23 protein-coding genes and 2 pseudogenes are annotated in these 26,469 nt (G+C 41.4%); 4 read left to right on the top strand and 21 right to left on the bottom strand.

The window, feature by feature from the left end; translation table 11 throughout:
• Positions 1-54: 54 nt before the first annotated feature.
• The 7 genes from clpP to ACESZG_RS06795 all read right to left on the bottom strand — a co-directional run bounded on the left by clpP (position 55) and on the right by ACESZG_RS06795 (position 10,008).
• Positions 55-636 (bottom strand): ATP-dependent Clp endopeptidase proteolytic subunit ClpP, encoded by a 582-nt coding sequence (gene clpP, locus ACESZG_RS06825; protein WP_008705991.1) that lies wholly within the window; start codon positions 634-636, stop codon positions 55-57.
• A 95-nt stretch (positions 637-731) separates the two neighbouring features.
• Positions 732-2,018 carry a trigger factor gene (gene tig, locus ACESZG_RS06820; RefSeq protein ID WP_008705993.1) on the bottom strand — a complete coding sequence of 429 codons (1,287 nt, stop codon included), beginning with the start codon at positions 2,016-2,018 and terminating at the stop codon, positions 732-734.
• Between the two features lie 239 nt (positions 2,019-2,257).
• Entirely contained in the window at positions 2,258-2,818 is a 561-nt protein-coding gene (locus ACESZG_RS06815; protein ID WP_373217818.1) for a DJ-1 family glyoxalase III, read from the bottom strand.
• Between the two features lie 110 nt (positions 2,819-2,928).
• Positions 2,929-4,365, bottom strand: coding sequence for a M20 family metallopeptidase (locus ACESZG_RS06810; protein WP_373217816.1), 1,437 nt, complete (start codon positions 4,363-4,365; stop codon positions 2,929-2,931).
• Between the two features lie 60 nt (positions 4,366-4,425).
• Positions 4,426-6,114 carry a PP2C family protein-serine/threonine phosphatase gene (locus ACESZG_RS06805; RefSeq protein WP_349062943.1) on the bottom strand — a complete coding sequence of 563 codons (1,689 nt, stop codon included), beginning with the start codon at positions 6,112-6,114 and terminating at the stop codon, positions 4,426-4,428.
• Positions 6,086-9,043 (bottom strand): MFS transporter, encoded by a 2,958-nt coding sequence (locus ACESZG_RS06800; protein ID WP_373217814.1) that lies wholly within the window; start codon positions 9,041-9,043, stop codon positions 6,086-6,088. Before ACESZG_RS06800 ends, ACESZG_RS06805 begins: the two co-directional genes overlap by 29 nt.
• Before the next feature lie 5 nt (positions 9,044-9,048).
• On the bottom strand, positions 9,049-10,008 hold the full coding sequence (locus ACESZG_RS06795; RefSeq protein WP_008706003.1) for a phosphatidylglycerol lysyltransferase domain-containing protein: 960 nt from the start codon (positions 10,006-10,008) through the stop codon (positions 9,049-9,051).
• 393 nt (positions 10,009-10,401) lie between these two features.
• On the opposite strand from ACESZG_RS06795, the gene ACESZG_RS06790 reads away from it, so the two are divergent.
• A complete protein-coding gene (locus ACESZG_RS06790; protein ID WP_008706005.1) occupies positions 10,402-10,857 on the top strand; it encodes a CYTH domain-containing protein in 456 nt (151 codons plus the stop codon).
• A 181-nt stretch (positions 10,858-11,038) separates the two neighbouring features.
• Here ACESZG_RS06790 and proC read toward each other — a convergent pair whose 3' ends face one another.
• The 3 genes from proC to ACESZG_RS06775 form a co-directional block, all read right to left on the bottom strand.
• Positions 11,039-11,833, bottom strand: a complete 795-nt coding sequence (proC, locus tag ACESZG_RS06785) for a pyrroline-5-carboxylate reductase (protein ID WP_008706006.1) — start codon at positions 11,831-11,833, stop codon at positions 11,039-11,041.
• Between the two features lie 132 nt (positions 11,834-11,965).
• Positions 11,966-12,412: a D-aminoacyl-tRNA deacylase gene (gene dtd, locus ACESZG_RS06780; protein WP_008706007.1), complete on the bottom strand. Its 447-nt coding sequence runs from the start codon at positions 12,410-12,412 to the stop codon at positions 11,966-11,968.
• Between the two features lie 119 nt (positions 12,413-12,531).
• Positions 12,532-13,890 (bottom strand): MATE family efflux transporter, encoded by a 1,359-nt coding sequence (locus ACESZG_RS06775; RefSeq protein ID WP_055054184.1) that lies wholly within the window; start codon positions 13,888-13,890, stop codon positions 12,532-12,534.
• 168 nt (positions 13,891-14,058) lie between these two features.
• On the opposite strand from ACESZG_RS06775, the gene ACESZG_RS06770 reads away from it, so the two are divergent.
• Positions 14,059-14,964, top strand: a complete 906-nt coding sequence (locus ACESZG_RS06770) for an AraC family transcriptional regulator (protein ID WP_055058345.1) — start codon at positions 14,059-14,061, stop codon at positions 14,962-14,964.
• Here ACESZG_RS06770 and ACESZG_RS06765 read toward each other — a convergent pair.
• A pseudogene (locus ACESZG_RS06765) lies at positions 14,945-15,055 on the bottom strand (DUF6783 domain-containing protein); the annotation flags it as partial. The gene ACESZG_RS06770 and the pseudogene ACESZG_RS06765 overlap by 20 nt on opposite strands.
• Between ACESZG_RS06765 and ACESZG_RS06760 the strand changes: the two are divergent.
• A pseudogene (locus tag ACESZG_RS06760) lies at positions 15,005-15,211 on the top strand (DUF6783 domain-containing protein). The pseudogenes ACESZG_RS06765 and ACESZG_RS06760 sit on opposite strands and share 51 nt — an antisense overlap.
• Positions 15,212-15,363: 152 nt before the next feature.
• Here the strand turns inward: ACESZG_RS06760 and ACESZG_RS06755 are convergent.
• From ACESZG_RS06755 to ACESZG_RS06730, 6 genes are all read right to left on the bottom strand, one after another.
• Positions 15,364-15,990 (bottom strand): lactate utilization protein, encoded by a 627-nt coding sequence (locus tag ACESZG_RS06755; RefSeq protein WP_019160780.1) that lies wholly within the window; start codon positions 15,988-15,990, stop codon positions 15,364-15,366.
• Between the two features lie 148 nt (positions 15,991-16,138).
• Positions 16,139-17,506 carry a DUF6034 family protein gene (locus tag ACESZG_RS06750; protein WP_373217811.1) on the bottom strand — a complete coding sequence of 456 codons (1,368 nt, stop codon included), beginning with the start codon at positions 17,504-17,506 and terminating at the stop codon, positions 16,139-16,141.
• Between the two features lie 329 nt (positions 17,507-17,835).
• Positions 17,836-19,107 (bottom strand): sensor histidine kinase, encoded by a 1,272-nt coding sequence (locus ACESZG_RS06745; protein WP_368210995.1) that lies wholly within the window; start codon positions 19,105-19,107, stop codon positions 17,836-17,838.
• A gap of 5 nt (positions 19,108-19,112) precedes the next feature.
• Complete coding sequence (locus ACESZG_RS06740) at positions 19,113-19,772, bottom strand: response regulator transcription factor (RefSeq protein WP_368210996.1); 660 nt, start codon at positions 19,770-19,772, stop codon at positions 19,113-19,115.
• A 516-nt stretch (positions 19,773-20,288) separates the two neighbouring features.
• Positions 20,289-21,419, bottom strand: coding sequence for a DUF4179 domain-containing protein (locus ACESZG_RS06735; protein ID WP_368210997.1), 1,131 nt, complete (start codon positions 21,417-21,419; stop codon positions 20,289-20,291).
• Complete coding sequence (locus tag ACESZG_RS06730) at positions 21,403-21,969, bottom strand: RNA polymerase sigma factor (RefSeq protein WP_368210998.1); 567 nt, start codon at positions 21,967-21,969, stop codon at positions 21,403-21,405. The genes ACESZG_RS06735 and ACESZG_RS06730 overlap by 17 nt, the downstream gene beginning before the upstream one ends.
• 292 nt (positions 21,970-22,261) lie before the next feature.
• Here ACESZG_RS06730 and ACESZG_RS06725 point away from each other — a divergent pair, with 292 nt between their 5' ends.
• Complete coding sequence (locus ACESZG_RS06725) at positions 22,262-23,089, top strand: hypothetical protein (RefSeq protein WP_055059820.1); 828 nt, start codon at positions 22,262-22,264, stop codon at positions 23,087-23,089.
• Positions 23,090-23,167: 78 nt separating this feature from the next.
• On the opposite strand, the gene ACESZG_RS06720 is transcribed toward ACESZG_RS06725, so the two are convergent.
• From ACESZG_RS06720 to ACESZG_RS06705, 4 genes are all read right to left on the bottom strand, one after another.
• Positions 23,168-24,700 carry an FtsW/RodA/SpoVE family cell cycle protein gene (locus ACESZG_RS06720; protein ID WP_368210999.1) on the bottom strand — a complete coding sequence of 511 codons (1,533 nt, stop codon included), beginning with the start codon at positions 24,698-24,700 and terminating at the stop codon, positions 23,168-23,170.
• Between the two features lie 3 nt (positions 24,701-24,703).
• Positions 24,704-25,033 (bottom strand): PadR family transcriptional regulator, encoded by a 330-nt coding sequence (locus tag ACESZG_RS06715; RefSeq protein WP_019160773.1) that lies wholly within the window; start codon positions 25,031-25,033, stop codon positions 24,704-24,706.
• Between the two features lie 201 nt (positions 25,034-25,234).
• Positions 25,235-26,134: a hypothetical protein gene (locus tag ACESZG_RS06710; RefSeq protein ID WP_347462812.1), complete on the bottom strand. Its 900-nt coding sequence runs from the start codon at positions 26,132-26,134 to the stop codon at positions 25,235-25,237.
• A complete protein-coding gene (locus ACESZG_RS06705) occupies positions 26,134-26,349 on the bottom strand; it encodes a hypothetical protein (RefSeq protein WP_022379879.1) in 216 nt (71 codons plus the stop codon). The genes ACESZG_RS06710 and ACESZG_RS06705 overlap by 1 nt, the downstream gene beginning before the upstream one ends.
• Positions 26,350-26,469: the final 120 nt, after the last annotated feature.

The following is a 26,469-nucleotide window of genomic DNA, read 5'->3' as shown; positions in this document are numbered from 1 at the left end:
CTATACTAACTAATAAGACTCCTGTGACGATTCACAGGAGTCTTATCTTTCGCATTATTTATGCATGACTACACCGTCAATCAGTCCATATGCCTTTGCTTCTTCAGCAGTCATATAGTTGTCCCGGTCTGTATCACGCTCAACAACTTCTATCGGCTGACCGGTATTTGCAGCCAATAACTCATTTAAAGTTCTCTTTGTCTGTGCGATATGATCTGCCACGATCTGGATCTCTGTTGCCTGTCCCTGCGCACCGCCGGATGGCTGATGGATCATGATAGTGGAATGCGGAAGAGCAAATCTCTTTCCTTTTGCACCGCCTGCCAGAAGAAAGGCACCCATGCTGGCAGCCATTCCAAGACAAATGGTAGAAACATCGCATTTAATATACTGCATGGTATCATAGATCGCCATGCCGGCTGTTACGGAACCGCCCGGGCTGTTGATATACAGCTGAATATCTTTACCAGGATCTTCTGCTTCCAGGAAAAGAAGCTGTGATACGATCAGTCCTGCACTCACATCATTTACTTCCTCACCAAGAAAAATGATTCTGTCCTTCAGAAGCCTTGAATAGATATCATAGCTTCTCTCTCCCCTGCTTGTCTGTTCAATGACATAAGGTACTAAACTCATATAAACGCCTCCATTTACGCGGCTGACTTTTTTCCGAAAGAGGTAGACATCTGAGCCTGTCTCTTTCCGGTTCTTAAAATTCGATTACTTTAAAATTAAACTTCCTTAGCAGCGTCAGCGATAACAGTAACTGCTTTCTGTACAGCCATGTCTTTCTTCATCTGCTCAAGTTCACGCTCTCCAAGTAATTCTTTTAACTTGTCAGCTTCCATTTTGTATGCTTCAGCCATCTTGGAGATTTCTTCATTTACTTCTTCCTCTGTTGGCTGAATGTTCTCAACTTCTGCTACTTTCTCAAGAACCAGTCTTGTCTGGATTCTCTTTAATGCCTGTGGTTTCATGTCTTCCATCATCTTGTCAGCTGTCATGCCAGTGAACTGGAAGTACTGATCCATGGATAATCCCTGGGACTGCATTCTTCTGCTGAAATCATCAAGCATCTGACGGCACTGTGTCATAAGCATAGCTTCCGGAATATCCATCTGTGCATTTTCGATTGCTTTATCTACTGCTGCATCTTCTTTTGCACGTTTTGCTTCGTCTGCTTTCTTATCTTCAAGGTTTGTTTTTACATGCTCTTTGTACTCTGCAAGTGTATCGAACTCAGAGACATCTTTTGCAAAATCATCATCCAGTTCAGGAAGTTCTTTTGCTTCGATCTTCTTAACTGCACATTTAAAGATTGCTTCTTTACCTGCAAGTTCTTTTGCCTGATATTCTTCAGGGAATGTAACTTTTACGTCTACATCATCGCCAACTTTAGCACCAACAAGCTGTTCCTCGAATCCCGGGATAAATGTGTTGGAACCAAGTGTCAGAGGATACTCTGTAGCCTGTCCGCCATCGAAAGGTACTCCGTCTACAGATCCTTCGAAGTCGATTGTTACGATATCATTTAACTGAGCTGCGCGGTCTTCTACGCTGATTGTTCTGGAGTTTTTCTCCTGCTCTTTCTTGAGTTCAGCTTCTACGTCTTCGTCTGTTACTGTGATTTCAGTTTTCGGTACTTCTACACCTTTGTAATCACCTAATGTAACTTCCGGTTTAACAGCAACTTCTGCTGTGAAGATGAATGCTTTTCCAGGCTCAGCCTGTGTAATGTCGATTGTCGGCTGGGAAACGATCTCAAGTTCGCATTCAGCTAATGCTTTGCTGTAGTGTTCCGGAATCAGAGCGTTAACAGCATCTTCAAGGAATACTCCTTTGCCATACATCTGCTCGATCATTTTTCTTGGAGCTTTTCCTTTACGGAATCCAGGGATGGAAATTCTTCCTTTTGCTTTCTGGTATGCATTCTGCATTGCTTTTTCTAAATCTTCAGCGGCAACTTCGATAGTAAGTTTAGCCATGTTTTTTTCCATTTTTTCCACCTGTAAACTCATGTTACATGTTCCTCCTTAATTTTCAGGTTATGATTGCGACTGGTTTTTCAGCTGCGTTATATCATTCACAGTTTTTACCTATTTCTATATATTTAAGTCTAAGCTCCGCTCCCACTGTTGCAGAAGCGGGAGACCTCTCTATAACTCAATTATATATTTACAGTCATTGTAGCAGTATAGCACAAAAAATCCAAAAGTGCTAGTGTTTTTTCGCATAAAAATAAGGGTTTGAGGACGATTTAGCGGGTATATACCACTGATTCTGCTATTTCTTTTGCTTTTTCGTCATTTTCAAGCTGTGAAATCAGGGAAAGTGCGAAGTCTACAGCTGTTCCCAGACCACGGCTGGTGGTTATATTTCCATCTACTACCACATTGTCTTCGCTGGTATTGGCACCGTCTCCTGCAATAATTTCCATGAAGGACGGATAAGAGGTGGCTTTGCGGTTTTTGAGGAATCCAAGACCTGAGAATACACTTGGTGCAGCACAGATAGCGGCGATTTTTTTGCCTTTGCTGTTGAAATCTGTCAGAAGGTCTGTAAGTGGTTTGTATCCTGCAAGATATTTGGTTCCCGGCATTCCTCCCGGGAGGACAAGCATGTCGGCATCTGCGAAGTCTGTTTCTGCGAATGTTGTATCAGTGAGCATGGTGATACCGTGAGATGTCTGGATCTGTTTGGTTTCTTTGATGGATACAGTTTTGATATCGATTTCTGCGCGGCGGAGAAGGTCTACTACTGTGAGGCCTTCGATGTCTTCGAAGCCGTCGGCGAGGAAAATGTATACTTTTTTGCTCATTTTAGGTCCCTCCTGATTAATTTGTTTTGTAAAAATTTTATCCTATTTTCTGCAATGGATTATAGCATTTTTTGTTTGGAGTTACAATGTTTGTTTGGAGCTTTCTGCTTTTACCATATCTCTGGTTTCAAGTCTTTCGGCAATGGATTGGGATATGTTTCACCGTTTAGGGTTTTTGTCAGTTCTTCTCTGGCTTTATTTACCAACTCTGGTTTTTGCAGGAAGTCTATGGCTGTGAGAGCCATGATCTTAGCGGCGTAGAGCATTCCTTTTTGAGCGATCGAGGATTTTCCCTGGGCTACTGCCTGCCAGGAGTGGAGGGCGGTTCCTGCTGCGAATGTTGGGATGTTGAGATGGACGGTTGGTACCAGCCAGCTTACATCGCCCACATCAGTGGAGTATTTGAGATCACTGTACAAATTCTGGTATGCCATTGGCTCAAAGATTGGTTTTTTCATTACTTCAGCAGCTTTGGGGCCGAAGTAGTCCCGGGCAATTGTGGGGAGTTGATTTTTGTCCTGATCTGAGAGGGACTGTTGGAATTTTTGTGCGTAGGCATATTCTTCTTCAGTGTAAGTGATCGGACCCAGTTTTTCCAGATACGCATTCATGTGATCTGCCAGGATTTTGCTGGAGATCAGGTTTGAATATGCCGCTACCTGGCGTATTTCTACAGTAGTTTCAGTCATAAGTGCTGCGCCCCTGGCTATGTTGCATACACGGTTATAGAGTTCTTTTACCTGGGTGATCTTTGGGGCGCGGATAGCATAAAGTACCTGAGCCCTGGACTGGACTACATTTGGGGCATCTCCGCCTGTATCAGTAATCGCATAGTGAATCCTGGCTTCATCTATCATGTGTTCTCGCATATAGTTTACGCCCACATCCATAAGTTCTACCGCATCCAGCGCAGAACGCCCCAGTTCAGGGCACATGGATGCATGGGCCGGAGTTCCGTGAAATGTAAAAAATACTCTGAAATTTGCCTTGGTACTTCCATAACATGCACGCCGCCCCTGCTCCGGGTGCCAGCAAAGAGCCAGGTCACAGTCATTGAAATAGCCATCACGTACAAGAAAGGCCTTGCCGCCTGCATTTTCTTCAGCAGGGCAGCCGTAATAACGGATTGTGCCTTGCAGGTTGTGTTCTTTCACAAAGTCTTTTAATGCAATGACAGAGGCAAGAGTTCCTGTTCCGATAAGCTGATGGCCGCATCCATGACCACAACTACCAGTATTTGCAGGAATTCTTTCTGCTACATCTGCCTTCTGTGAAAGTCCCGGCAGTGCATCAAATTCTCCAAGGAATGCTATGACTGGTTTTCCTGATCCATATTCTGCAATAAATGCAGTCTTCTCTCCTGCCAGATCTGCTTTGATGGAAAACCCTGCTTGTTTTAATACATGCTGCAGCAATTCAGAAGATCTGTATTCCTGGAATCTGGGCTCTGCAAATTCCCAGATCTTATTGCTGATTTCAGCATAATAGTCTTTCTTACTGTCGATTTTTTCTGAGATTTCTTTTATGTATTCGTCTGTATGATCCATTCTGTTGTCCGCTTTCTTTTTTATATTTCCAGTCACATATCCGCACTTCACTTCACAGCATCAACAGTTATTCAAAAGTCTCTGATTCTCCATTTTCTTTGTATACTCAAGGCACAGCATTGTAATATCATCAAACTGGTCATTGTCTCCTACAAAAGCGTCAATATCCGCCTTTACAAGCTTCAGAGTTTCTTCCGGATTACTGCTTAAGCACTGCTGATTCAGAACATGATCCAGTCTGTCCATTCCGTACAGCTGCCTGTCCTTATCCGTTGCCTCTGTCACTCCATCTGTATACTGGAATATTTTGTCTCCGATATTCAGCTGAAGCTTTTGTTCCTTATATACGATGTCCTCTATCCCTGCAAGGACGAAACCAGCACGTATTTTGTAGGCTTCATAGGTGTTGGTTTCCCTGCGGTAAACAAACGGCATTTCATGTCCGGCGTTTACATACCTGAATTCACCGGTCACAAGATCCAGCACACCCTCAAAGGCTGTAATGAACATTCCGTTTTCATTGGATTCACACAGAATATTATTGACCTCTGTAAAGACTTCTCCCAGGTCTCTGCCCGGCTGTGTATGATCCTTGATCAGGGTTTTGCCGATAACCATGAAAAGGGCTGCCGGAACTCCTTTGCCGGAAACATCAGCCATAACAATCGCCATATGCCTGTCATCAACCATAAAGAAATCATAAAAATCTCCGCCAACTTCCTTTGCCGGTGTCATGGTCGCATAAATATCCATCTCGTCTCTGTCAGGAAATGCAGGGAATATACATGGAAGCATGGAAGCCTGGATCTGTGTTGCCACGTTCAGCTCTGCTCCGATACGTTCCTTCTCAGCAGTCACCCGGGTAAGGTTATCCATATAGTTAATAATACTTTTCTGCATGGATTGGGTTGCGTGATAAAGTTCTTCTATCTCATCTCTGGTATGAATATCAAGATCTACGATGTTGTTCTCAGCATACCCTTCCTCGCCATTGCCAAATTTGTGTGTTGCTTCTGTAAGCAGTTCAATAGGCCTGGATATTCTCTTTTTGATTTTTCTGGATATGCCCATACCGGCAGCCAGGATGATCAGAATGCAAAGACATACCATCAGTACAGTAAAACGAATGGTATTTCTGACAATCTCTGTCATGTCAATATCTACAAAGGCAACTGCACATTTTTCTCCGTCAGATGAAAGTACCGGCTCTCCCGCAGATGACAGCCATCCAAATTCTGTCCTGCTCACAGTAGGCTCCAGGCGTTCGTTTCCTTTCAGTTTATCAAATCTTTCCGAAAGCTCTTCCTTATAGCCAAGAGTCAGATAACCTGACGAAGGATCAAACAGATACACACTGGAATGATCCTGGATCATCTGAATATACAGATATTCAATATTCATATCTGCCTGTATAGAATGAAGATATTCATTTATCCTCTCATAATTCTGATACATGCCTTTCTCTTTAAGCCAGTCTATGATTGGCTGTTCATCATCAGCCGCTACTGCTTCTTTCTGGATCTGTTCAAATTCTTCCGTATCTATCTCTTTACACAGTTCTTCGATAAAATCCCCATTTACCTGATCTGATACCGTCTTCGCGATTTCAAGCGCTTTATCATTATAGAGTTTTCTATACTGTCTGTTATTCACAAGAGAACTTCCAAGAAGCATTAAAACCCCAACCACCAGCATGGAACCGATCAGAAATTTAATCAGCTCAACATTCAGTTTTCGTCTTTTTTCCATGTTCTTTGACCTCCTTTTTGTCTCTGTGTGCTGCAAATGTGGTGCTGATCAGGAAAGCTGCTGAAAGCACACTCACAAGAATCAGCACAAAGATAAGGCCTCTGCCTACACCAAGGACCAGCACATAGCCAAACACAAAGGAACCCAGAGACTGTGCACCATTCTCAAACAGGCTGTAAACCCCAAGTCCTCTGTCATATCCAAACCGTTCTACATCCTTCAGATCTGTAAAATAACTGGTAAGTAATGGAATCCCAAAGCTGTCTGCAACTCCAATCAATGCCAGTGCGATCAGAAGAGATGGTATATTCTGAAGCATTGCCACCTCCAGAAAAGCTGCTGCATAAATAAACGCAGCTGCTGCAAGCCCCAAATGCTTCCATCCTCTGTTGGAAAAGAATTCCGTGAGAGGAGTTCCCAGGATCAGTACAAAAATTCCGTTTAAAAGATAGGTATATCCAATATAGGTTTCCGAAAGTCCCCATTCAGAACCAACAATAGGAAACATATAATTCAGGAAATATCCACAGATTAGAAGCGGAATCATCATCAGCAGGAAAAAACTAATAATCCTCGGACGAAAGATAAACTGAACAATATTCATATGTGTATCTTCTGTTTCGCAGTTCTCCTCTTCGTTATCTGAAGTATATTTACTCATATACTTATTTGCTACCAGAAACAGCAGCACACTGAGTACTGCAGTGACAGCAAACAACGCTGTATAGGACATCCATTGCAGAAGGAAGCCACCAAACACAACTGCACAGTTTGCACCGCTCAGGGAGGATACACTGTAATAGGCATAGGCTCTGTTCTTCTCCTCATCAGGAAGCTCCACGATCATAAGATTGACAAGTAAAAGCAATACTCCCCAGCCTGCTCCAAGAAGCAGGGCGCTTAAAGTAAGCAGCCATATATTGGGAACCACTCGCAATCCAAGTCCTGCTGTAAGCAGTACAGAGCTTACAAAAACAGATCTCTTTGCCCCAAGCTTATGTATTACCTTTCCGCCAAGCGCTGAGAAAATGGCGCCGGATAACACCTCTGCAGATATAGGAACTGCTGCAAGCATGGCCGGTGATAATCCCTGTACTGACATCTTCTCAGAAATCTTCATTGCATAGATGGGAAGAATCGCACAGGTCAGATTTGTAAAAAAGAAAACAAGAAATACAATAAATCTGAAAATTTCCACAGGAAGTCTGCTATTGTCTTCCTCCTGTTTTCGTCTTTTCAGTTCCTGCCTTCCCTTTATAAAATAAATCACCTCAAAGGTAAGCATGAAAAATACTACCATAATTGCGATCAGGTTGATGATCAGAGACACCTGGATCTCTCTGCTTTTCTCTGTCAGACTGTTCATATCTGTTCCGACTTCTATAATCCCAATAATATCTCCGCTTTTATCCCGGATGGGACTATGGATAAATACAAAGCTTCCGGAGCTTGAGTTTGTAGCATAGGTTTTTGTAGCCCCCTGCTCCATAACCTCCTGAAGATCTGTGCCTTCATATTCCCAGTCATAGGGATAGGACACACAGATATCCTCCAGGGTATAGACCAGGGTAACCGTTCCGTCTTTTACTTTATAAAGTACACAGTACAGATCCTGTGAACTGTCAGAATCCGAGAAGAATACATCCCTTACTACCTGCCGGACCTGTCTGTAATCCTCATTCATAAAATCAGAAGGCTTTTCCAGCCTCTGAAATGCATCTGCAGGAAGTCTGTTTGTTACTGCTGATGCGGCAAATTTCTCTCTTGTATAGGTTTCATCGACCAGCAGACTTTGAAACTGCGGAAACAAGGTGCCAATAAACAGAGCCGCAACTCCCACAATAATCCCTATGACTGCCATGGTAATCTTTGCATAAAAGCTGAATTTTTTTACCAGTATCTTTAACAAAGTCACCACAAAAAACAAAACAGCAGCGACAATCACTGCACAGGCAGCCCACAGCAGGCAGTTCCATACCTGCAGTTTTCCTGATAGCGGAATGTCCCAGAACTGTTCATAGTCCTCTCCATCCCACAATATAACAGAATAATTGGTAGAGGAAACCAGGGTTCCCGGTGCACTCACATGATATGCAATCTCTCTTTCCTTCAAAGACTCTTCCACAGTAAGTCTGTCTGTACTTCCTGTATTTTCCATATCACAGGGTATCCGTATGATATCCCTGAGACCAATATCAGCTGAATAAAGCACTCCATCCGAGTAACTGATCTCCTGCGGAATACTTCCGTCAACTGTATCACTGTCATAGAGCAGTTCATCCTGTCCGCTGTCTGTATATTTATAAATTTTACCGTCATAAGTCACATAAAACAGGCTATCACTGTCTCTGTCATAAGCACAACACAAAATCCTGTCCTGCGCATCAGCAACAGAAAAAACTTTCGAGCTTCCCTGTTCTGTGTTACTGACCAGAATGCCCTCCTTTTCCTTTTGCATGTAGATCACACCATGCTCGGTGGGTACCATTCCCACAATGTTGCGCCTTACACTACCCTTCTCTGCTTCTACAGAAGCAACCGTTGATATATATTTTCCCTTTGATGACAGTTTGACGATTCCTTCACTGGCAATCTGAACTCCCTGCTCAATACGGACATCATGAAGATACACATTCCCATCTCCGTCTGCCACAACCCGCTCAGCACTCAGAAAACTTTTATCAGAGGCACATGCCCGCCATAAAAGCCTTCCGTCAGCAGATATTTTCAATATTTTCCTGTTGGAATCATCAATCACATAAGTACATCCATCCCCATCTCCGGATGCATAGGATACTGAAGAAAATGTATAAGGTTTAAAAGGATTGGTAAACATCCATTCCCTGCCTGCATACACTACAAAAACAGAACATACTGTCAAAAGCAGCATAATTATTAAAATCCACTGTTTTTTTCTCTTATGTTCCATGCACCTTAACCTCTTTCTGTTAATGTAAGTTTTGATAGCAGAGTATGGGCAGGCGCCATATGCTCTTTATAATAACGCAGATTTTCAACTCCCATATCTTCTGTGTAATTGATCGTATCTGCAGACTGCAGATATCGTTCAAAGCTTTCCCGCAACAAATACTCATTAATTCCCTTGATCCGGTTAACTGCATTTTTATACTGATATACGCCAAGTCCGTTACGGCAGCTCACAATACAAAGTCCTGCCATTTTTCCCTCTACTCTTACAAGGATTCCATTGATCCTGATTTTATCAAAAACAGGAACCAGGTTGTCGATCACCCGGAGCAGGCAGCCACAGTGGCACTCCTCACAAGTTTTCTCCCCACACCATTCCCTTTCCATAAATTCCCGGATCTCCTCCCGATGGAAAGGGGTTATCTCTTCTGTCTCATATGCAAATCTGCGTTTGAAATAATTATAACGGTAACGGTCATCCTGCATATCCATACCTGCCAGAAACTGCTCAGGCGTAAAAGTATAATCCATATAATCACGGTTATCCTCTATTTCAAACTGAATGCCGCTGGCTTCATAATAAGGAAGCATCCATGGAACCACATCCATAATGATCAGCTGTGCATCAAATCCCGCAAAATCTTCCTTCAGGATCTGCATAACTTTCTTTATCTTTTCCTCCGTATAGTTTCCTACAAACGGAACAGCTACCGGATACCCTTCTGTATTCAAATATGTAATATTGATTAAAAGCCCTTCTGCTATTTTGAAGTAGGTGGGATAGGAATCCCTCCATCCAATCAAATTCAAAAAGCTGGTGTTGGCTGACCAGTGATCATTCATACTGTCATAATACGGATCAAACAGGCTCTGATCCTCCACTCTAAGTTCCTGATAACCACGCGCAAGGAAGATTTCCAGCATTTTCTGTGGTATTTTATAATATTTTTTTGTATCTGATTTCATACGGCCTCCTCTGAATATCAGTGCATAATCTCCAACTATGATCGTGAGAAATATTTACAGCTACGCACTTACAAATATTATATCTCCATTTTTCAAATATTCCAACATAATATTAAAGTTGTTGGTTATATTCATTCTTTATAATAAAAATATGGCTTTGCGAAGCTATTCCACAAAGCCATATTTTTATTCTATTCTATCGTCAGGATATCTCGGGTTTTCTGTGACCTTCGCTCACAAAAAACGCTTCGCGGGATATTACCAGTGAACAGTAACCACATAAGTTCTATTTTCTCAATATCACACATATTTTTCTTGTCTCATACTCACCATAAGTGTTATCATAATCATAAAACTGTACTGTCATTTCATATTTAAGGAGGAACATTTCTCATGGAAATCGAACGCAAATTTTTAATATCCAAAGAAAATCTGCCTGCAGATCTTAATTCTTATCCACATCACAGACTGGAACAGGGTTACTTATCCACCGCACCGGTAGTCCGTATCCGCAAAGAGGATGATAACTACTATCTTACCTATAAATCCAAAGGTCTTATGACCCGCGAGGAATATAATCTTCCACTTACCAAAGAATCCTATGAACATATGCGTCCAAAAGCTGACGGAATCCTCATTTCCAAAACCCGCTATCTTATCCCGGAAAAAGATGGACTCACCATTGAACTGGATGTATTTGATGCTCCTTATGAAGGACTCTATCTCGCAGAAGTGGAATTTTCTTCTGAAGAACAGGCGCTCAGTTATAATCCACCCGTATGGTTTGGCGAAGATGTTACGAACTCCGGTAAATATCATAACAGTCGTCTGAGTCAGGGAAATTTATAATAAAATAAAACAGCTCCGAAATATTGTTCTGTTAATATGTATTTGCAGGAATTGTAGTAACTCTTAGGTTCTGGAAATTCGCGTTATAAAAAATCCGCTCACTGTCTGAGCCACTTTGCGGCGAGTTTGAGCGGATTTTTTATGGTTTTAGCGGATTTTCAGAGCCTTAGAGTTACTGAGATTACATCTTTTTACCTTTTTCAGCAGCTCCATTCAGAGCTTCAAAAACAGCACTTCTGAATCCATTCTGTTCCAGGATTCTTACTCCCTCAATGGTACTTCCGGCCGGTGAACATACCATATCCTTCAGTTCTCCCGGATGCATGCCTGTTTCCAGTACCATTTTTGCGCTTCCAAGTAAAGCCTGTGCAGCAAACTGATAAGCCTGTTTTCTTGGCATTCCCTGGGCTACCGCAGCATCTGCCATTGCTTCTATGAACATAAAAACATATGCAGGTGAACATCCGCTTACAGCACTTACTGCGTCCATCAGACGCTCCGGAACTACTTCTGTACGTCCAAAGCTGTCTGTGATCTCACAGATCTGAGCCAGTTCTTCTGCCGATACTTTCTCATTGGCACATACACCAGTCATACCCTCCCCAACCTGAGCAGGAGTATTCGGCATCATTCTTACCACTTTCAGAGGCTGTCCACATTTTTCTTCTAACCAGGCAAGAGTTTTCCCCGGCGCAATGCCTACAACTGTGTGTTCCGGTGTCAGTTCATCTTTTACTTCATTCAGCACTTCTTCATAAAACTGCGGTTTCACGGCCAGGAAAACCAGTTTTGTGTTTTTTACCACTTCATGGTTATCCAGGGTTGTAACCACTCCCAGCTTTTCTCTGCTTCGTTTGCTTCCTTCTTCTGTAAGATTGGAAACAATAATCTCATCTTTTTTATAAAGTCCTTTTTTCAGCATACCACTGATCATGGCAGAAGCCATATTTCCGCATCCGATAAATCCGATTTTCATAAATCTGCTCCTCTCTTGCAATTCCTGTTGTTTTCTGATAATTTATAACTGCTTTTTTCATATCTTTTTCTTGTTATAGATAATGATAATCATCCAGCAATCTGCCGTAAAATACTGAACAGTTACAGATAATTATAATTCATTACTGTCCAATATGACTGTAAAGGGACCGTCATTCACAAGCTCCACTTTCATATCTGCCCCAAATTCTCCCTGCTCGACAATATCAATGTGTTCTTTGCATCTGGCAATTATGTATTTGTACAGATTTTCAGCCATGTCAGGGGCCCCTGCTCTTATAAAGGAAGGTCTGTTTCCTCTTTTACAGTCAGCATATAATGTGAACTGGGAAATAAGCAGAAGACTTCCGCCCACCTCCTTCAGGCCAAGGTTTGTCTTACCGTTTTCATCTTCGAAAATACGCATATTAACCATTTTATGGATCATTTTATCTGCGATTTCAACGGTATCTTCTTCTCCTACTCCGATAAGAACCATAAAGCCCTTGCCTATCTGGCCTCGTACTTCACCATTAATTGTCACTTTTGAATGCATTACTCTCTGAATTACAAAACGCATAATTCACTCTCCTTAATCAACGGATTTCTGTCTATTGATAGATAGCATAGCACATTTTTATCCGTTTTTCCATTGTAAAGTGTCACCTTGCGGCTGTTATCTCAAAATCTTGTTACTCGTCACTCCGTTCTCAGTAATGCTGCACAATTTCCTTTCATCATCTTATAGTAAACCGGGATCAGAAGTGCACAGGCTCCGATCCACGCCATTGGGCTGGCAATACATACAGATGTATATCCAATGATTCCGGAAAGACCTACTGTTGCAGCGATTCGCATAACCAATTCAATCATACATGCAGCAAAAGGTGCTTTGCCATTCTGCATGCTCTGGATGGATGTACGATATACTGCCAACAGCCCAAGCACAAAGTAAAAGGGAGCTACAATCGTCAGATACATATCTGAATAGTGATAGATTTCTTTTGTGGGATCTGAGAGAAACATTCTTACAATCGGATGTCTCAGCAGCAGAATTCCAATACACATGATCAGGTTAAATGCTTCTGTCTGGATCAGGCAGGCGCGCACGCCCTGACGGATACGGTCCCATCTGCCTGCACCAAAGTTCTGAGCTACATAGTTGGAAATTGCGGTCATCATTGCATTGTTTACCAGTACAGAAAGCTGGTCTGCTTTCGATGCTGCGGTATATCCTGCAACTGCTGCAGTACCCAGTGAGTTTACCACTGCCTGCATGGCAAGCTGTCCGATACACATGACAGACATCTGGAATCCCATAGGAAATCCGGTCTTCAGGTGCAGGACTGCCGTGTCTTTTAAATCTGTAAAATCTTCTCTGTGCAGATGCAAAATCGGAAAATTCTTCAGTCCTACAACCAGACTCAGCACTGCGGAAAGGAACTGTGACAGAATAGTCGCCCATGCAGCACCAGCCACCCCCATATGAAACGGTACAATAAACAGAATATCAAGAAAAATATTTAATACAGATGAAAATACCAGGAAATACAATGGTGTCTTACTGTCTCCCAATGCGCGGAGCATATTTGAGATCATGTTGTAGAAAACGGTAGCACCTGTACCAAGTAAAACCACAAACATATAGTCGTATGCTTCACCGGAAATATCAGCAGGAATCTGCATCCAGCGCAGGATCTGATGAGAAAGCAGACAGCAGATCAGTGTCAGCACTACTGTAAAGGCAATACTCAAAAGTGCGGAAACCGCAACGCTCTTACGCATTCCTTTTTCATCCTTTGCCCCACATTTCTGTCCCAGACAGATACCAAATCCACCTGTGAATCCATTAATAAAACAGAATACAAAATAAATAATAATACTGGTGGAACCTACTGCTGCCAGGGAGTCTGCTCCCAGCGTTTTTCCTACGATCACAGAGTCCGCCAGTGTATAAAAAAGCTGAAACAGATTTCCCAGAATTACAGGAATCGCAAATTTCAGCAGTGACCGGAACGGATTACCTGTAGTCAGATCCATTTCTTTTGATCTTGCCATGTTTCCTACTCCTCTCCTTGCACGATGTGCATACCAACGTTATAATTGTGGTTATAACAAGCATTGTAATGAATATATCCTGTGATAAATTGTCAGATCGTGTTGATGATCATGCTTCTGTGAGCAATTCATCACAGCGTACATATAATAAAATCGGAGAACTGTAATATGGCTATGCGTAAAATTCTTGTAGATGAAACCAACCGCGAACTTTGTGAACATGGAACTGTCGGTTTTCCCATGACCGTTAATCATGATGACCTGTGGGCATTTGAGGGAAAAAGTGTACCTATCCACTGGCACAATGACCTGGAGATCAGTCTTCCCAGAGAAGGGGAAGCTATCTATCAGGTGTATCAGAAAAGCTATACTGTAAGACCTGGAGATGTTCTTCTTCTGAACCGAAATGTACCCCATAGCTGTCACTCACCAAATAATGATCATGCCAGATACAGTACCTTTCTGGCACGTCCGGATTTCATATGCGGCGAATACGGAAGTGATGTGGAACGCAGATGCTTTCGCCCTTTTCTCCAGAATTCTTCTGTCCCCTGTATCCTTCTTACTTCCGGAAACTCATGTACCCGGACTGTAATCCAAAAGCTCAATGAAACAGAAGCCCTCTTTGATCAGAAGACCTTCTGTTATGAGTTGAAGATCAAGGGGCTTCTCTGTGAAATTTTCGGTATGATTCTCTGCGAACACCAGAATGATCTTGCAAAATTTGTTCCAGCCAACCAGCTGGAACTGGAAAGGCTGGAACAGATGCTGGATTATCTTAATACGCATTTTGAATCCGTAATCTCTCTGCAGGAGCTGGCAGACCAGGTTCATCTGTCCAAAGAGGTCTGCTGCCGCCTGTTCAAAAAAATGACCGGCAAAACAATTACCGGCTATCTGGAAGAATATCGTGTCAACAAAAGTCTGCCTCTGGTTCAGAGCTGTCAATATTCTATGATCCAGATTGCAGATATGACAGGCTTCAGCAACGCCAGCCGTTTTGCCCGGGCATTCCACCGACAATTCGGATGCAATCCCGGTGAATACAATTCTCTTAAGCTGCAAAAGTGCTAGAGCGTGTCTGAAAAATGCTTTCTGCAAGATGTGCGTCACAATTTGTGGGATATTTTGCCCGGATGAGGGCGCCGTAGCGGGCTACGGCAACTGAATTCGGGTGAAATATCCCGCAAAGTGGGGCGTGCAGATTGCGGGAATGATTTTTCAGACACGCTCTAACCTGCATCTGTTCTTTTATATGGTTATCCTTCTGCCGCATGGATATTATATTAGAATTCTATATCAGAAACCATTCCGGAATTGATTTACATGATACAGATATTGACTTTTTCAGACCTATTATTTTCCAAAAAAGAACAGCCCCTCTGACTTATTATACGTCAATGAGACTGTTCTTTTTATTATTCGGGGGCAATCCGATATTCGTAATCGAGGCAGGGAACTTACTTGATTCGGTTAAAGTCCCAGCGTATCATTTACCAGAATCACATGGATTCTGTCTTTATGTCTGGAATATCTGGTAATCAGGAACTGACAGCAGATGGTATCCGGGGATTTGCAGTCAAAGCATTTTCCGGTTTCCTTACATGGAGTTTTGATATCAAATCTCTGTGCATTAGCTGTAGCTGCTACATTTCTGGCGCGCTTCATTGCGCTGTCAAGATCCGGACAGACTTTGTTTATACCTACAATAAAGATTACTTTTTTCGGGCCCTGGGCAATGCAGGATACACGGTTGGAATTGCCATCAATATTGACAAGAACACCATCATCTGTGACTGCATTGGCACTGGATAAAAAGAAATCTGCATCATAGGCTGCCATAAGTCCCTCACGAGGTTCAAGCTTTGCGCGGTCAATATAATTATAATCTCCATCCTGCAAAGCTTTAACCAGACCGATCTCATGTGCACTCATGCATCCGCCCATGGCGATTGTGCTTCCGTTTGGGATTAGTTCCAGGGCCTGCTTTAATGCTGCTTCTTTATCTTGTGCATAATACCCGGACATATTGCGGGATTCCAGTCCCTTGATCACTGTTTTTGCCAAAAGTTCGTTTCTTTTTTTCATGTTTGCATCCATTGTTGTATCCTCCTTAATGTCTGGAGCATGCAGATTGTAGAAATTATTTTCAAACACGCTCTGGTTTTAATTGTTGTCCCAATCATACCATATTTCCGGTTTCATTTCTATTTTAACCAGATAAACACTGCACTTTTTTTATTACGGTTTATTCACATTCTCCAATACCACCAGGAAACGTAGTAGATGGTCCGCTCTGTACTCTTTGTACGACACTGCCATCTCGTGCATCGATTGTGAGAAGCGGTACACCGATGCGATCCATAGTAACGCTGTCTATAACCATTTCATCACCGCCATCTGCATAGGCCGGTTCCTGGGAATTCCAGGTTCCATAGAAATCCCATACCGGAATCAGACTTCCCTCTGTACTGCTGTTACCCTCCCGCACACGCATATATCCCAGTTGAACTTTAGTTATTGTCATCTCAACACTCTGCGCATCAACAGATGGATAACGACAGAAACTTATGCCATCTACTGCCGGCAAATGGTATTCCTGTTCTGTCATAATCTGCATGGTAATCGTATTTTCAAAAATATCTTTGACTTCATCAAATGGCAGAAGAAACAATGCTTCGTCCGAAGCATCTGATACCTCAATTGGATCACTGTGTTGGAAACTCTGAAGTGTTCCGCTGCAGAAAATCATTGTCAGCGATTCATTATCCCACACATCGCACTGCGCTTCATGAAAATTATCGTCTTCATCTATCCAGGGACGGGATAATTCATCATATGGCAGATAAGAATTCCGTATATAATTAACAGGTACACCATCGACCATTCTTTCAAAGAAAAAAGAGGTCTTTTCCAAAGTGCAGTTCTCTTCTGTGAGTTCTTTTGATGCACTGTCAAACAGGTGCCATTCTCCAGAAACAATATCCTTTACATAATTTTCTGCGCCATCATCAGTCATATTCTGATTTCCTGCTTTTATATAATTCTGAAATCGTTCTGCTCTTTGTTTTTTCTCATCCTGAGACATATTTTCTTCGTTCACATCATCAAACGCAGCATATTTTTCCCAAAAACTAAATGCTTCTAAATCGGGGAATGTACCTGTATACTGGTACGTCAGTCCATCCACCTCATATGTTTCTGCCAATCCATCATAGTCTTGTTTCAACAATTGCCCTTTGGCAAAAGTATCCAGTACTTTCTGTGGCTCTTCTTCAGAAATTGTCATTTTTTTTACATTTTTCAGGCATATGGCACCCACATCCGGCACTTCTATCGGAGCATCGGCTGTCAGGGTAAATTTCATAGGATTTTCCTGATCTGTTCGTTCTGCGGATCTTAGATCGGACTGGATGGTTGTCTGGTAGGTTTTCGGAGCCTGCACCTGTTCAGTGACTGTTTTCTGAACTGTTTCTTTCTCTTTGTTTTCCTCTTTCTTTGCAGCAGTCTTATCCTTTTCTTCTACAACAGCAGAATGAATGACCTTATCACATCCTGATATTGTAAAAAGATTCATACATAAAAAAACTCCCACAAATATTTTTATTTTCTTCATTTCTTTCTCCTCCTTTCGCATATGTAGCTGAGCAGATAAAATATTTTCTTTGCTGCTTAATTTGGTCAGTCAGATAAAATTATCCGCATTCTTTACATTCCTGATTCAGTCAAGCGGATAAAATCATCTGCTTCGCAGTTTAGTTAAAAAAGGTACCCTCTTCTTATAAGAAAAGAGTACCATACTGTACTTCTAATGTATTCATCAAGATGTAAACAAGTTGTAAATTTCATCTGTTTAATATTGTCCATGTAATAACGAGTGAATCCGTCTGGATCGGTCAGTTATTCATAATTGAAGCAGAATATTTGTTTGATCAGGTTAAATCCTTATCTTTTTTTATCAAATATTACTCTTACTTTCGTTCCTGTTCCAAGCTGGCTTGTGATGTCCAGTCTGCCTCCATGAACTTCTGCGATTTTTACACATAACGCAAGTCCAAGTCCTGCTCCGCCCTCCTGGCGGCTTCTGGATTTGTCTACCATGTAAAAAGCTTCCGTAATTTTTCCCAGTTCTTCCTGTGGGATTCCCCGACCGTTGTCTGCAACTTCCAGAATTTTCCTACCCGATTCTTTATATGCTTTTACGGTAATACGACCTCCTGCTTCTGTAGCACGGAGAGCGTTATCTATCAAATTTACAAAAAGACTTTCCATTAATTCATCATCCATTTTCATAGAAAAATCTTCGTATTCTGTCTGTAATTGTATCTGTCTCTGCGCTGCCTGTTCTGCCTCTAGCTGAACTACATGTTCCAGCAGTTCTCCTATAGAGTGTGACTCCATTTTTATTGAATCATTCTGATGGAGCCCCAGCATCTGGAGCATTTTTCCGGAAAGTTTTTCAAGTCTTTTTCCCTCACGGCTGATATGTTCCAAGGCACGGTCTTTTTGTTCATCGTTTAGTTTTACATGCCGCAGAGTGTCTGAATATCCAATAATAGAAGTAAGAGGTGTTTTCATTTCGTGGGCAAGTGCTCCCATAAGCATTTCCTGTTTTCCGGCTATTTCCTGCAGTTTTTCCATTTGCTGTACGGTCCGCTTCATCATTAGATAGATAAACAGACCAGCAATGCAAAATACTGCCAGATAGATTCCTAGGAACCAGGCTGCCGTCTGTCTCAGTTCCGTAAACATAGAAGTAACATCACGGACTGAAAGTACTTCGTAACCCTCTGGATTTGTAAGCAGCGCATGCTGTAAAAGTAAGTATTTGTGATTCAGTTTCTGGATTTTGTACTCATAGGAATCCGTTTTGTTGTTTAAACCGAGATTATCCATGCTGACAATCTCATAATCTGTGCGGTTTACTACGGCTTCTTTACTTTCGGAATTAATGAGGAGCATTTTCTCACCGCAGCATCTCAGAAACTGGAATTCCAGATAAGATTTTTTTCCTGTTTCTGACATCTGCTCATATTTACTGTTGTCCCAAAATTGTTCCAGGAGATTTTTTCCATTTGCAAGCTGTCGTCCATAGATTTCAGCAGCATTATTCAGGCTTCTTTTTCCTGTGACATACAGGCTCAGGACACCGACCGGTATCAGAGAGCACAAAAGTGTTATCAGCATAAGTGCTACTGTCCGTTTCCACAACTTCATAGCGGTTAGTCCTCCAGTCGATAGCCAAGTTTTGGGATTGTTTTTATTTCATCGTACAACTCCAGTTTCTTGCGGAGCTGGCCGATATGCACGTCTACAGTTCTGCTCTCTCCCAGATATTCTTCGCCCCAGACACGTTTTAATAGTTCTTCTCTTCCAAGTGCGATGTTTTTGTTCTGTAAGAGCAGGATAAAGAGATCATATTCCAGTGGTTTCAGGTTTACGGGAATCCCATCTTTCAGAATCTGATGGCTCTGGAGATCTGCCTGAATATTTTTGATTGTGAGAATTCTCTTTGCACGGCCGGTTCTTTCAAGGATTTTTTCAATCCGTACAAGAAATTCCAACATTTCGAAAGGCTTTACCATATAATCTTCTGCACCGAGTTTCAGGCCTTTTACTTTGGATGCTACGTCATCTTTTGCAGTAAGGTAGATCACCGGGAGATTCTTTGCGCGGAAATCTTCCATCAGAGCAAAGCCATCTTTGCCGGGAAGCATAATATCGACAACTGCAAGGTCTGCATCTTCATTCCATAGCAATAGGCGCTGGGCTTCTATTCCGTCGTAGGCGGCTACTGTTTCGTATCCAGCTATGGTTAGGTTCATACATAATAATTCGGAAATTGCTCTGTCATCTTCGATTACCAGGATTTTGTTTTTCATTTTGGGATCACCTCGATTAGTTTATGGAAATAGTATAACGTTTCGAAGATGTAACGTCTACAAAGATATATATTTTACTTCATTAGTCATACTATTCTATCCACTCATATACCAGATAATCAACCCCTGCATCTATCATAACAGGAGCATCTGAATGCAACTTAGTTATAATCGAACAGTATCCTACATTATGGTACAAATATTCCAGACGTTTGCGGGGTAATTTTGTAATTTTCCTGGTATTCTGGCGTATATAGCATTCTTTATTTAAGATTCGTTTTAAAGTTTTACTACACTTATATACAGAAAAGTCTTCTGGATTACTTAGATGATATTTCAAAATCAAATTCCTGATGTTTGGGCTAAGTTTTCTGACAGAATCATAATAGGATGTATCATTGTCAAAGGTAAATATTAGCCATTTGTGCTCTATACAGATTTTTTTAATTATACAATCATGTGGTACCGGGATTGTCGGCAGAACATCTTTGTTTAAATAATATGTCTTCTTCATTTTCATCTTATCTGTACTGTAAACTTGTCTCCTATTGGTATTGCGTCATCTGTGGGGCTTTCTCCCTCATTATATACATAGACTGTGGATTCTTCGTAGATATCATCAGAGGGATCCTTATCCATTTTTTCTTCAGACACCTGATGCGCTGTGTCGTTTTTTACTTCATATAATTGTAATGTGATTGTGTTTGCTTCCGGGGCGATTTCTTCGTATCCGGGATATAGACCTATCGTTTGCCGGAACATAGTTTCCTGACCATTTCTTCCTGTTTCCTGATAGCAGATTTTGTTTCCCTGATCGTCTGTTCCAATCAGATAATAATCACTGTCAATATATACTGTTCCATGATACATTCCGTAAATTGTACTTTCAAATGGATTCCATCTGAATTCTGTGAGATTCAGGACATTGGAATCCATTTTAATATTCTGATTCAGATTTAAATCCACAGTGTTTTTTTCCAGCTCTTCTTTTGATGTTTTAAGTTTAAATGTATAAGGTTCTGTATCAGCCTGTGTTTTCTGAACATTTTCCCATGTATCAGCATCGTCCATTGCAATCGGCCAGACTTTAAACTCTATGTTTACAGTTCCCTCAGTGTTGACTTCTTTTCCGATTGTAAAATCTTCCACTGTTATTGGATTTTCTGAGAAAGCATTAACTGTTCTTTGGCCTAAGCCCTGCTGAATTTCCTGACCGTTAATGCATACTTCTGTATATAAAAGTTTGTCTTCCACCGCATCCTTCATATCTGCGTCTGAATCTTCGCTGTCGGAATACGCAATCCATAAATTTTTGCTGTCCATCACAATCTCATTTAATGTTATGGTGATTCCATCTCTTGAAATGCTTTTTCCTACAACATTTGTATAAGAATCGGTATCACCGTTCTTAATTCCCAATGCCTGTCCGATCCATGAAGTTACTCTCTGTAATGCTGCTTTTACATCTTCCTGATATCTTAATGTGCATCCAACCATAATAAGCAATATGATCCCGGCGACTGCTGTTTTCCAACTCCTTTGTATATGGAAAAAATGATGCTGTTTTTTCCATGGTCTGGAAGCTTCGTAAATATATTTATCATCCAGATCACCAAGCAGTTCTAATGTCTTAAATCCTTTTTCCATATAAATGCTTCACCCTTTCCCATAGTTTTTTTCTGCTTCGATAGAGGCTGGATTTGATTCTGCTTTCTGAAATTCCATGACGGGCTGAAATTTCGCTGATGCTGTCCATATACCAGTAGCGTCGTATAAAAATGTCACAGTCACCTTTTTTCAGGGATTCCAGAAATTTTTCAAGAATTTCCAGAATCTCTTTTCTCTGAATTTCATCATTCAAAGAATATGCTGTTACATCCTCTATCTCTTCCAGTTCTTTGCATAATTCTAATATGTGCTCTGTTGACCGTTTTGCAGCTTTTTTCCTGCGAAAACAGTCAATTGCCAGGTTTCGGGTTATTTTTCCAAGAAAAACAGACAGAATTGCCGGTTTTCTGGGTGGTATAGAATTCCATGCAGCCAACCATGTATCATTGACGCATTCATCGGAGTCTTCCTTATCATACAGAATATTCCAGGCAATACTGAAGCAGTACTTGCTATACTTTTCTTCGGTCGCCTGTATGGCTTTTTCTGATCTGTCAAAATACAAATTGATAATTACTGTATCTTCCACTTTTTTCACCTCATGTTTCTTTTTTTGCCTTCATAAGATAAGACGGATTTTGAATGGTAAAGTTGCAGTTTTAATAAAAATAATTTTCTTTTTCCAGAGTAAATAATACACTGTCGAAAAGTCAACCTGTCTTTTCAAAATTTCGACTGGAGAAATGGAGTGTATTCTGATAAAATAGGCATATAAAGGAGGACAAACGGAAATCCTTACAAATGATAAAAGCAAAAAGAACAGCCGAAGGCATTTTCAAGGCACGAATGAGGACTATACTTAACGAATAAGGGAGTACCTTATGGCAAACGCTAAACACGAAGATGCTGTTATGAAGATGGGCTTCGACTATTTTCGGAATACGATTCTTAAGACTCTGGGAATTGATTACCAGTATGAAGAAATCGGACCAACAGAACTGGTGGAACTGACAATTCAGTCTTTGTATATGGACTTTACCTTTCTGACTACGGGTGGTTTCTATATACATACAGAGTTTCAGACTACAGATAAAAAAGAAGCGGATTTGCGAAGATTCCATGCATATGATGCAGTATATTCCAACAAGACAGGGAAGAAAGTTATTACTTACGTCATTTATTCCGGCGGGATTACGAATGTGAAATCTGAACTGGACTGTGGGTTATATACTTACAGAGTGCAACCGATTTATCTGAAAGATAAGAATGCAGATGAAGTATTCCGGAAATTAAAGCAGAAGCAGGATAACGGTGACGTTTTTACTGAAGATGATTACGCAGCTCTTTCCCTGACACCATTGATGTCCGGAAAAATGAGCCGCAAGGATATGTTTAAAGAAGCAATTTGTCTGGCAAAGCCCAATATTGAGCTGAGTGCTGAAAAGGCAACCGCTATGTTGTATACACTGGCTGACAAGTTCTTAGACAGAGCTGAGTTAGACGAAATTAAGGAGGTAATGCGAATGACCAGACTTGGACAGATGTTAATGGATGAGGGCATGGAAAAGGGTATTGAACTTAAAGAAACCGACTCTATCAAAAAACTTATGAAAAATATGAACCTGACCATTGATCAGGCAATGAACGCTCTGGAGGTTCCGACAGATAAACGTGAAAAATACCGCAAGACAATCACTCCTGACAATTAATGGATAAAAGTACCGCCATATTGACTTATCACAATCAATAATGGCGGTATTTTTTTTAATACAGTTTTTTTACATTTTCTATCTGTTCATTTCATTGTACTGCACAATCCTTCTCATATTTCCAACCAGAAGCAATATCAGTACAATGGCTATAATTTTAAACGGAATATTCATATAAGCCTTGCACAAATCCCAATATATGGCAATGCACATAACAGCAACAGTGCCTCCTGTCAATATGCACATGGACATTTTTGAGACATACAGGGCTTTTCTCGCTTTGGTTTTATCAAATTTAAAACCTATTTTCAGATGCCGTGGATAGATATTTTTATATCTGTATGTACTCAGTACAATCCCCATCAGTCCATAGGAAACTATAATGCAGCTTCCTCCTGCTGATAAAAAGGGAAGAAATGTTACTGATTGTGGAAATACACCCAGATTTTCCAGGATATTTATGGAAAAGTTTACAAGGAATACAATTCCGCATCCACATCCCATCATCATTCCAAGCTGATTCTTCTGCCTCATGGAAGTGTTAAAAACTGCGAAAATCAAAACTGCCAGAACACAGCATAAAAGCACGGCTGCAATTGTTCCATATACAGATGACAGATAGGTCAAAATATAATCCGCATTAAAAGCCGGCAGATTTCCCATTACATCTGATTCACTTTTCCCTATCCATTTATTCTGCTGCCAGAATGAATGTAGCATTCCGGTGAAATAATCTTCCTCTCCACCACCTGAAAAAATAGCCTGTATACGTGCGATCTGATATTCTGTCAGGCTGCTGCTCAGATACCTGAGCAAAAAAACTGCTACAGGCATAGCCAGAAAACCAGCCCAGATTCCGCACATGGCCCTCTTTTTTCTCACAGTAAACCAGTTCTTTTGAATTGCGATTGTCAGCATAACCAGCATAGATACCAACATCATACAAGCTGTCATAAGTGCCGGCATGGCATAGACCAATATAACCGGTGCAATCATCCATATGATTGCTCTCATCAAGCCCTTATATCCCCATCCATGATATTTATACAAAATTGCTCCATATATGGGAACATAAAACAGCATCAGAGTCTGCATGGATATTCCTCTTCCTCCCGGCAGTACAATGAAGTATCTTGCCCCATTTAACTGATAGCCACCCAACAAGGTAACCAGACAGGCAAACAGTAAAATGACAGCAATTATTTTCGAAAATCTTGCCAGTACAGTGTAATCCAGAAGATATAAAATCATCATAACTGCAAGTCCGATCACAACATGGAACACATATCTGTCCGAACCGGCCGCAGCGTTCTCACTGATTTTTCCGGCAATCCCTGCATGTATCAAAACGCCTGCAATGCTGATAAGAACGATTATCCCCAGAAGTTTCCATGCAACCTGAGGCCTGTGGACACTGTCAAGAGAGATTCCTGTTTCCACAGGATCTCCCATATCCCGGACAGCTTCCCTCTCTGCCTGTTCACGATCCATGCCTGCCTGCATATTTGCCTCGATCTGATCTTCTATATGATCCTGAAATTCCTGTTTTACATAAGGCCGCGCTTTCTTACAGCGAATCTGTTCCAGTAATGTTTTCAGATATTCGTCCATAGATCACACCTCCATTACAAGCACGTTGGTCACTGCTGCAGAATACTCTTTCCATTCCTCAACTTTCTTTTCCAGAAATCCCCTTCCCTGTCTGGTCAGGCTGTAATACTTTCTAGTCTTTCCGGCTGCCTCCTGTTCATATACTGTCAGAAATCCCTTATCCTCCAGACTGTGCAGTAATGGATATAGCGTTCCTGCTTTCAGCTCAAACACGTTCTGAGATTTCTGCCGCAATGTATCGATCATCTCATATCCATACATATCCTTTTCTGACAGCAATTTCAGTATAAGCATTGTCATACTCCCGGAAACCAGTGATTTTTCAATAGCCATGGTATTCACCTCCCATTGTATAGATTGTCTATATATCGGTTATCTATATAATAAAGGAACCCGTATGCTATGTCAACTGTTTCCGGAATAATTTTGATAACTTCACTGCTACGGCAACCGAGTTCTGGTATCTACATACTTTTTCAGACAGAAAAACCACCGCATTGTCATATAGTAACACAATGCGGTGGTATAAATCTCTCAAAACAGATCCAGCATACTGTCCAGATAGATTTTTTCTCTGACATGTATCTGGTATTCCGGTCTGGTCATGTAATAGAGCAGAAATTCCAGTATCAGAGCACTTCCGAGTCCTCTTCCTTCTATTTTAAAATTTGAAAATCCCATTGGAAGATAGATATCCCGGATATCATTGATTCCAATGAACCCCGGATTCTCCATAGCTTTTGAAAAAAGATAGCCTCTCGACCCGTCCGGTGCCTTGCAGTGATGCTCCGGGCAGTTTTCGCCCAGATTTTTACGGCTGACCGTTTCATAGCAGACTTTTCTGTCCCTGCAGCCGAACCAGCAGCATTCATTGCAGAGAAATTCTACCTTGTCCTTCTCAGCCTGAGACAATGTATTCAACTTATCAAAAGCCTTGTTTAGCCGGAAATCCGGCACAACATAATGGAAATCTTTTCTCCTGATTTCTTCCTCAAGCTGTGTAAAATCTGTCAGAACCTTGGTAGTGGAGGAAACAAAATAGAGTCCCGGATACTGCTCCTTAAGATGTTCCAAAAGCAGTTCTGAATAAATGATCACACCGTTTCGCGGTTCTCTGTTTCTCTCAAACAACCGGCACAGTGCATTGCATTTTCTGTCTGAAAGGTGTTCCTGGCGAAGCAGGGAATTGCTGAAAGTCAGTCGGGCAGAAATCCCATATTCCTGCATCAGTTCAAGAACCTCCTCCGGATCATTCTCTCCGAAGCCTGCCCTGCCTCCACCCCAGACACAGTCTGCCGGAGCACCATATACGGAACCTATTTCGCACCAGTCATAAAAATATTCCCTGTGTTCCCGATATAATGGCAAAAACATCCGATACAGTTCATAAAACTCAAACAGCCCGGGCAGGTGAAAATATGCTTTCTCCCTCATTAATTTTCCAGCACATCCTCTATAGTTTCCGAAGCATCTTCAAGGGCATCCAGGGCTTCGATCAGTTCATCTGCTTTTCCTGTGTGTGTCTCCTCTTCTTCATACTCATCGATCAGTGCTGTCAGCTGATCTTTTATCTCTTCCAGACCTTCATAGATTTCCTTTAATTTTTCTTCCCTTTCCATTACGGATGAAAGCTTTACAACTTTAGACATTGCGATACCTCCCATATGCATTTTCTTTAGGAAAAATTATAACACTGCCCTCTTTTTATGTCTATATAATCTGAAGGCACTTGTGATACCCTTTTCCTCTGTGGTATTCTATAGATATGA

This window comes from Blautia sp. Marseille-P2398, assembly GCF_964240315.1.
Classification (GTDB): Bacteria; Bacillota; Clostridia; order Lachnospirales; family Lachnospiraceae; genus Blautia_A; species Blautia_A wexlerae.
The sequence above is the reverse complement of the archived record's forward strand: the minus strand, read 5'-3'. Positions and strand labels throughout refer to the sequence as shown.

What these genes read in the sequence shown, in the direction of transcription:
- ACESZG_RS06740 (WP_368210996.1), bottom strand. Translation starts at nt 19,772, where the DNA reads ATGAAAAACAAAATCCTGGTAATCGAAGATGACAGAGCAATTTCCGAA.
- ACESZG_RS06720 (WP_368210999.1), bottom strand. Translation starts at nt 24,700, where the DNA reads ATGGACGAATATCTGAAAACATTACTGGAACAGATTCGCTGTAAGAAA.
- ACESZG_RS06750 (WP_373217811.1), bottom strand. Translation starts at nt 17,506, where the DNA reads ATGAAGAAAATAAAAATATTTGTGGGAGTTTTTTTATGTATGAATCTT.
- clpP (WP_008705991.1), bottom strand. Translation starts at nt 636, where the DNA reads ATGAGTTTAGTACCTTATGTCATTGAACAGACAAGCAGGGGAGAGAGA.
- ACESZG_RS06815 (WP_373217818.1), bottom strand. Translation starts at nt 2,818, where the DNA reads ATGAGCAAAAAAGTATACATTTTCCTCGCCGACGGCTTCGAAGACATC.
- ACESZG_RS06745 (WP_368210995.1), bottom strand. Translation starts at nt 19,107, where the DNA reads ATGAAGTTGTGGAAACGGACAGTAGCACTTATGCTGATAACACTTTTG.
- ACESZG_RS06805 (WP_349062943.1), bottom strand. Translation starts at nt 6,114, where the DNA reads ATGGAAAAAAGACGAAAACTGAATGTTGAGCTGATTAAATTTCTGATC.
- ACESZG_RS06710 (WP_347462812.1), bottom strand. Translation starts at nt 26,134, where the DNA reads ATGAGGGAGAAAGCATATTTTCACCTGCCCGGGCTGTTTGAGTTTTAT.
- ACESZG_RS06715 (WP_019160773.1), bottom strand. Translation starts at nt 25,033, where the DNA reads ATGGCTATTGAAAAATCACTGGTTTCCGGGAGTATGACAATGCTTATA.
- ACESZG_RS06755 (WP_019160780.1), bottom strand. Translation starts at nt 15,990, where the DNA reads ATGGATGCAAACATGAAAAAAAGAAACGAACTTTTGGCAAAAACAGTG.
- proC (WP_008706006.1), bottom strand. Translation starts at nt 11,833, where the DNA reads ATGAAAATCGGATTTATCGGATGCGGAAATATGGCTTCTGCCATGATC.
- ACESZG_RS06810 (WP_373217816.1), bottom strand. Translation starts at nt 4,365, where the DNA reads ATGGATCATACAGACGAATACATAAAAGAAATCTCAGAAAAAATCGAC.
- tig (WP_008705993.1), bottom strand. Translation starts at nt 2,018, where the DNA reads ATGAGTTTACAGGTGGAAAAAATGGAAAAAAACATGGCTAAACTTACT.
- ACESZG_RS06725 (WP_055059820.1), top strand. Translation starts at nt 22,262, where the DNA reads ATGGCAAACGCTAAACACGAAGATGCTGTTATGAAGATGGGCTTCGAC.
- dtd (WP_008706007.1), bottom strand. Translation starts at nt 12,412, where the DNA reads ATGCGTTTTGTAATTCAGAGAGTAATGCATTCAAAAGTGACAATTAAT.
- ACESZG_RS06790 (WP_008706005.1), top strand. Translation starts at nt 10,402, where the DNA reads ATGGAAATCGAACGCAAATTTTTAATATCCAAAGAAAATCTGCCTGCA.
- ACESZG_RS06775 (WP_055054184.1), bottom strand. Translation starts at nt 13,890, where the DNA reads ATGGCAAGATCAAAAGAAATGGATCTGACTACAGGTAATCCGTTCCGG.
- ACESZG_RS06770 (WP_055058345.1), top strand. Translation starts at nt 14,059, where the DNA reads ATGGCTATGCGTAAAATTCTTGTAGATGAAACCAACCGCGAACTTTGT.
- ACESZG_RS06795 (WP_008706003.1), bottom strand. Translation starts at nt 10,008, where the DNA reads ATGAAATCAGATACAAAAAAATATTATAAAATACCACAGAAAATGCTG.
- ACESZG_RS06735 (WP_368210997.1), bottom strand. Translation starts at nt 21,419, where the DNA reads ATGGAAAAAGGATTTAAGACATTAGAACTGCTTGGTGATCTGGATGAT.
- ACESZG_RS06705 (WP_022379879.1), bottom strand. Translation starts at nt 26,349, where the DNA reads ATGTCTAAAGTTGTAAAGCTTTCATCCGTAATGGAAAGGGAAGAAAAA.
- ACESZG_RS06800 (WP_373217814.1), bottom strand. Translation starts at nt 9,043, where the DNA reads ATGGAACATAAGAGAAAAAAACAGTGGATTTTAATAATTATGCTGCTT.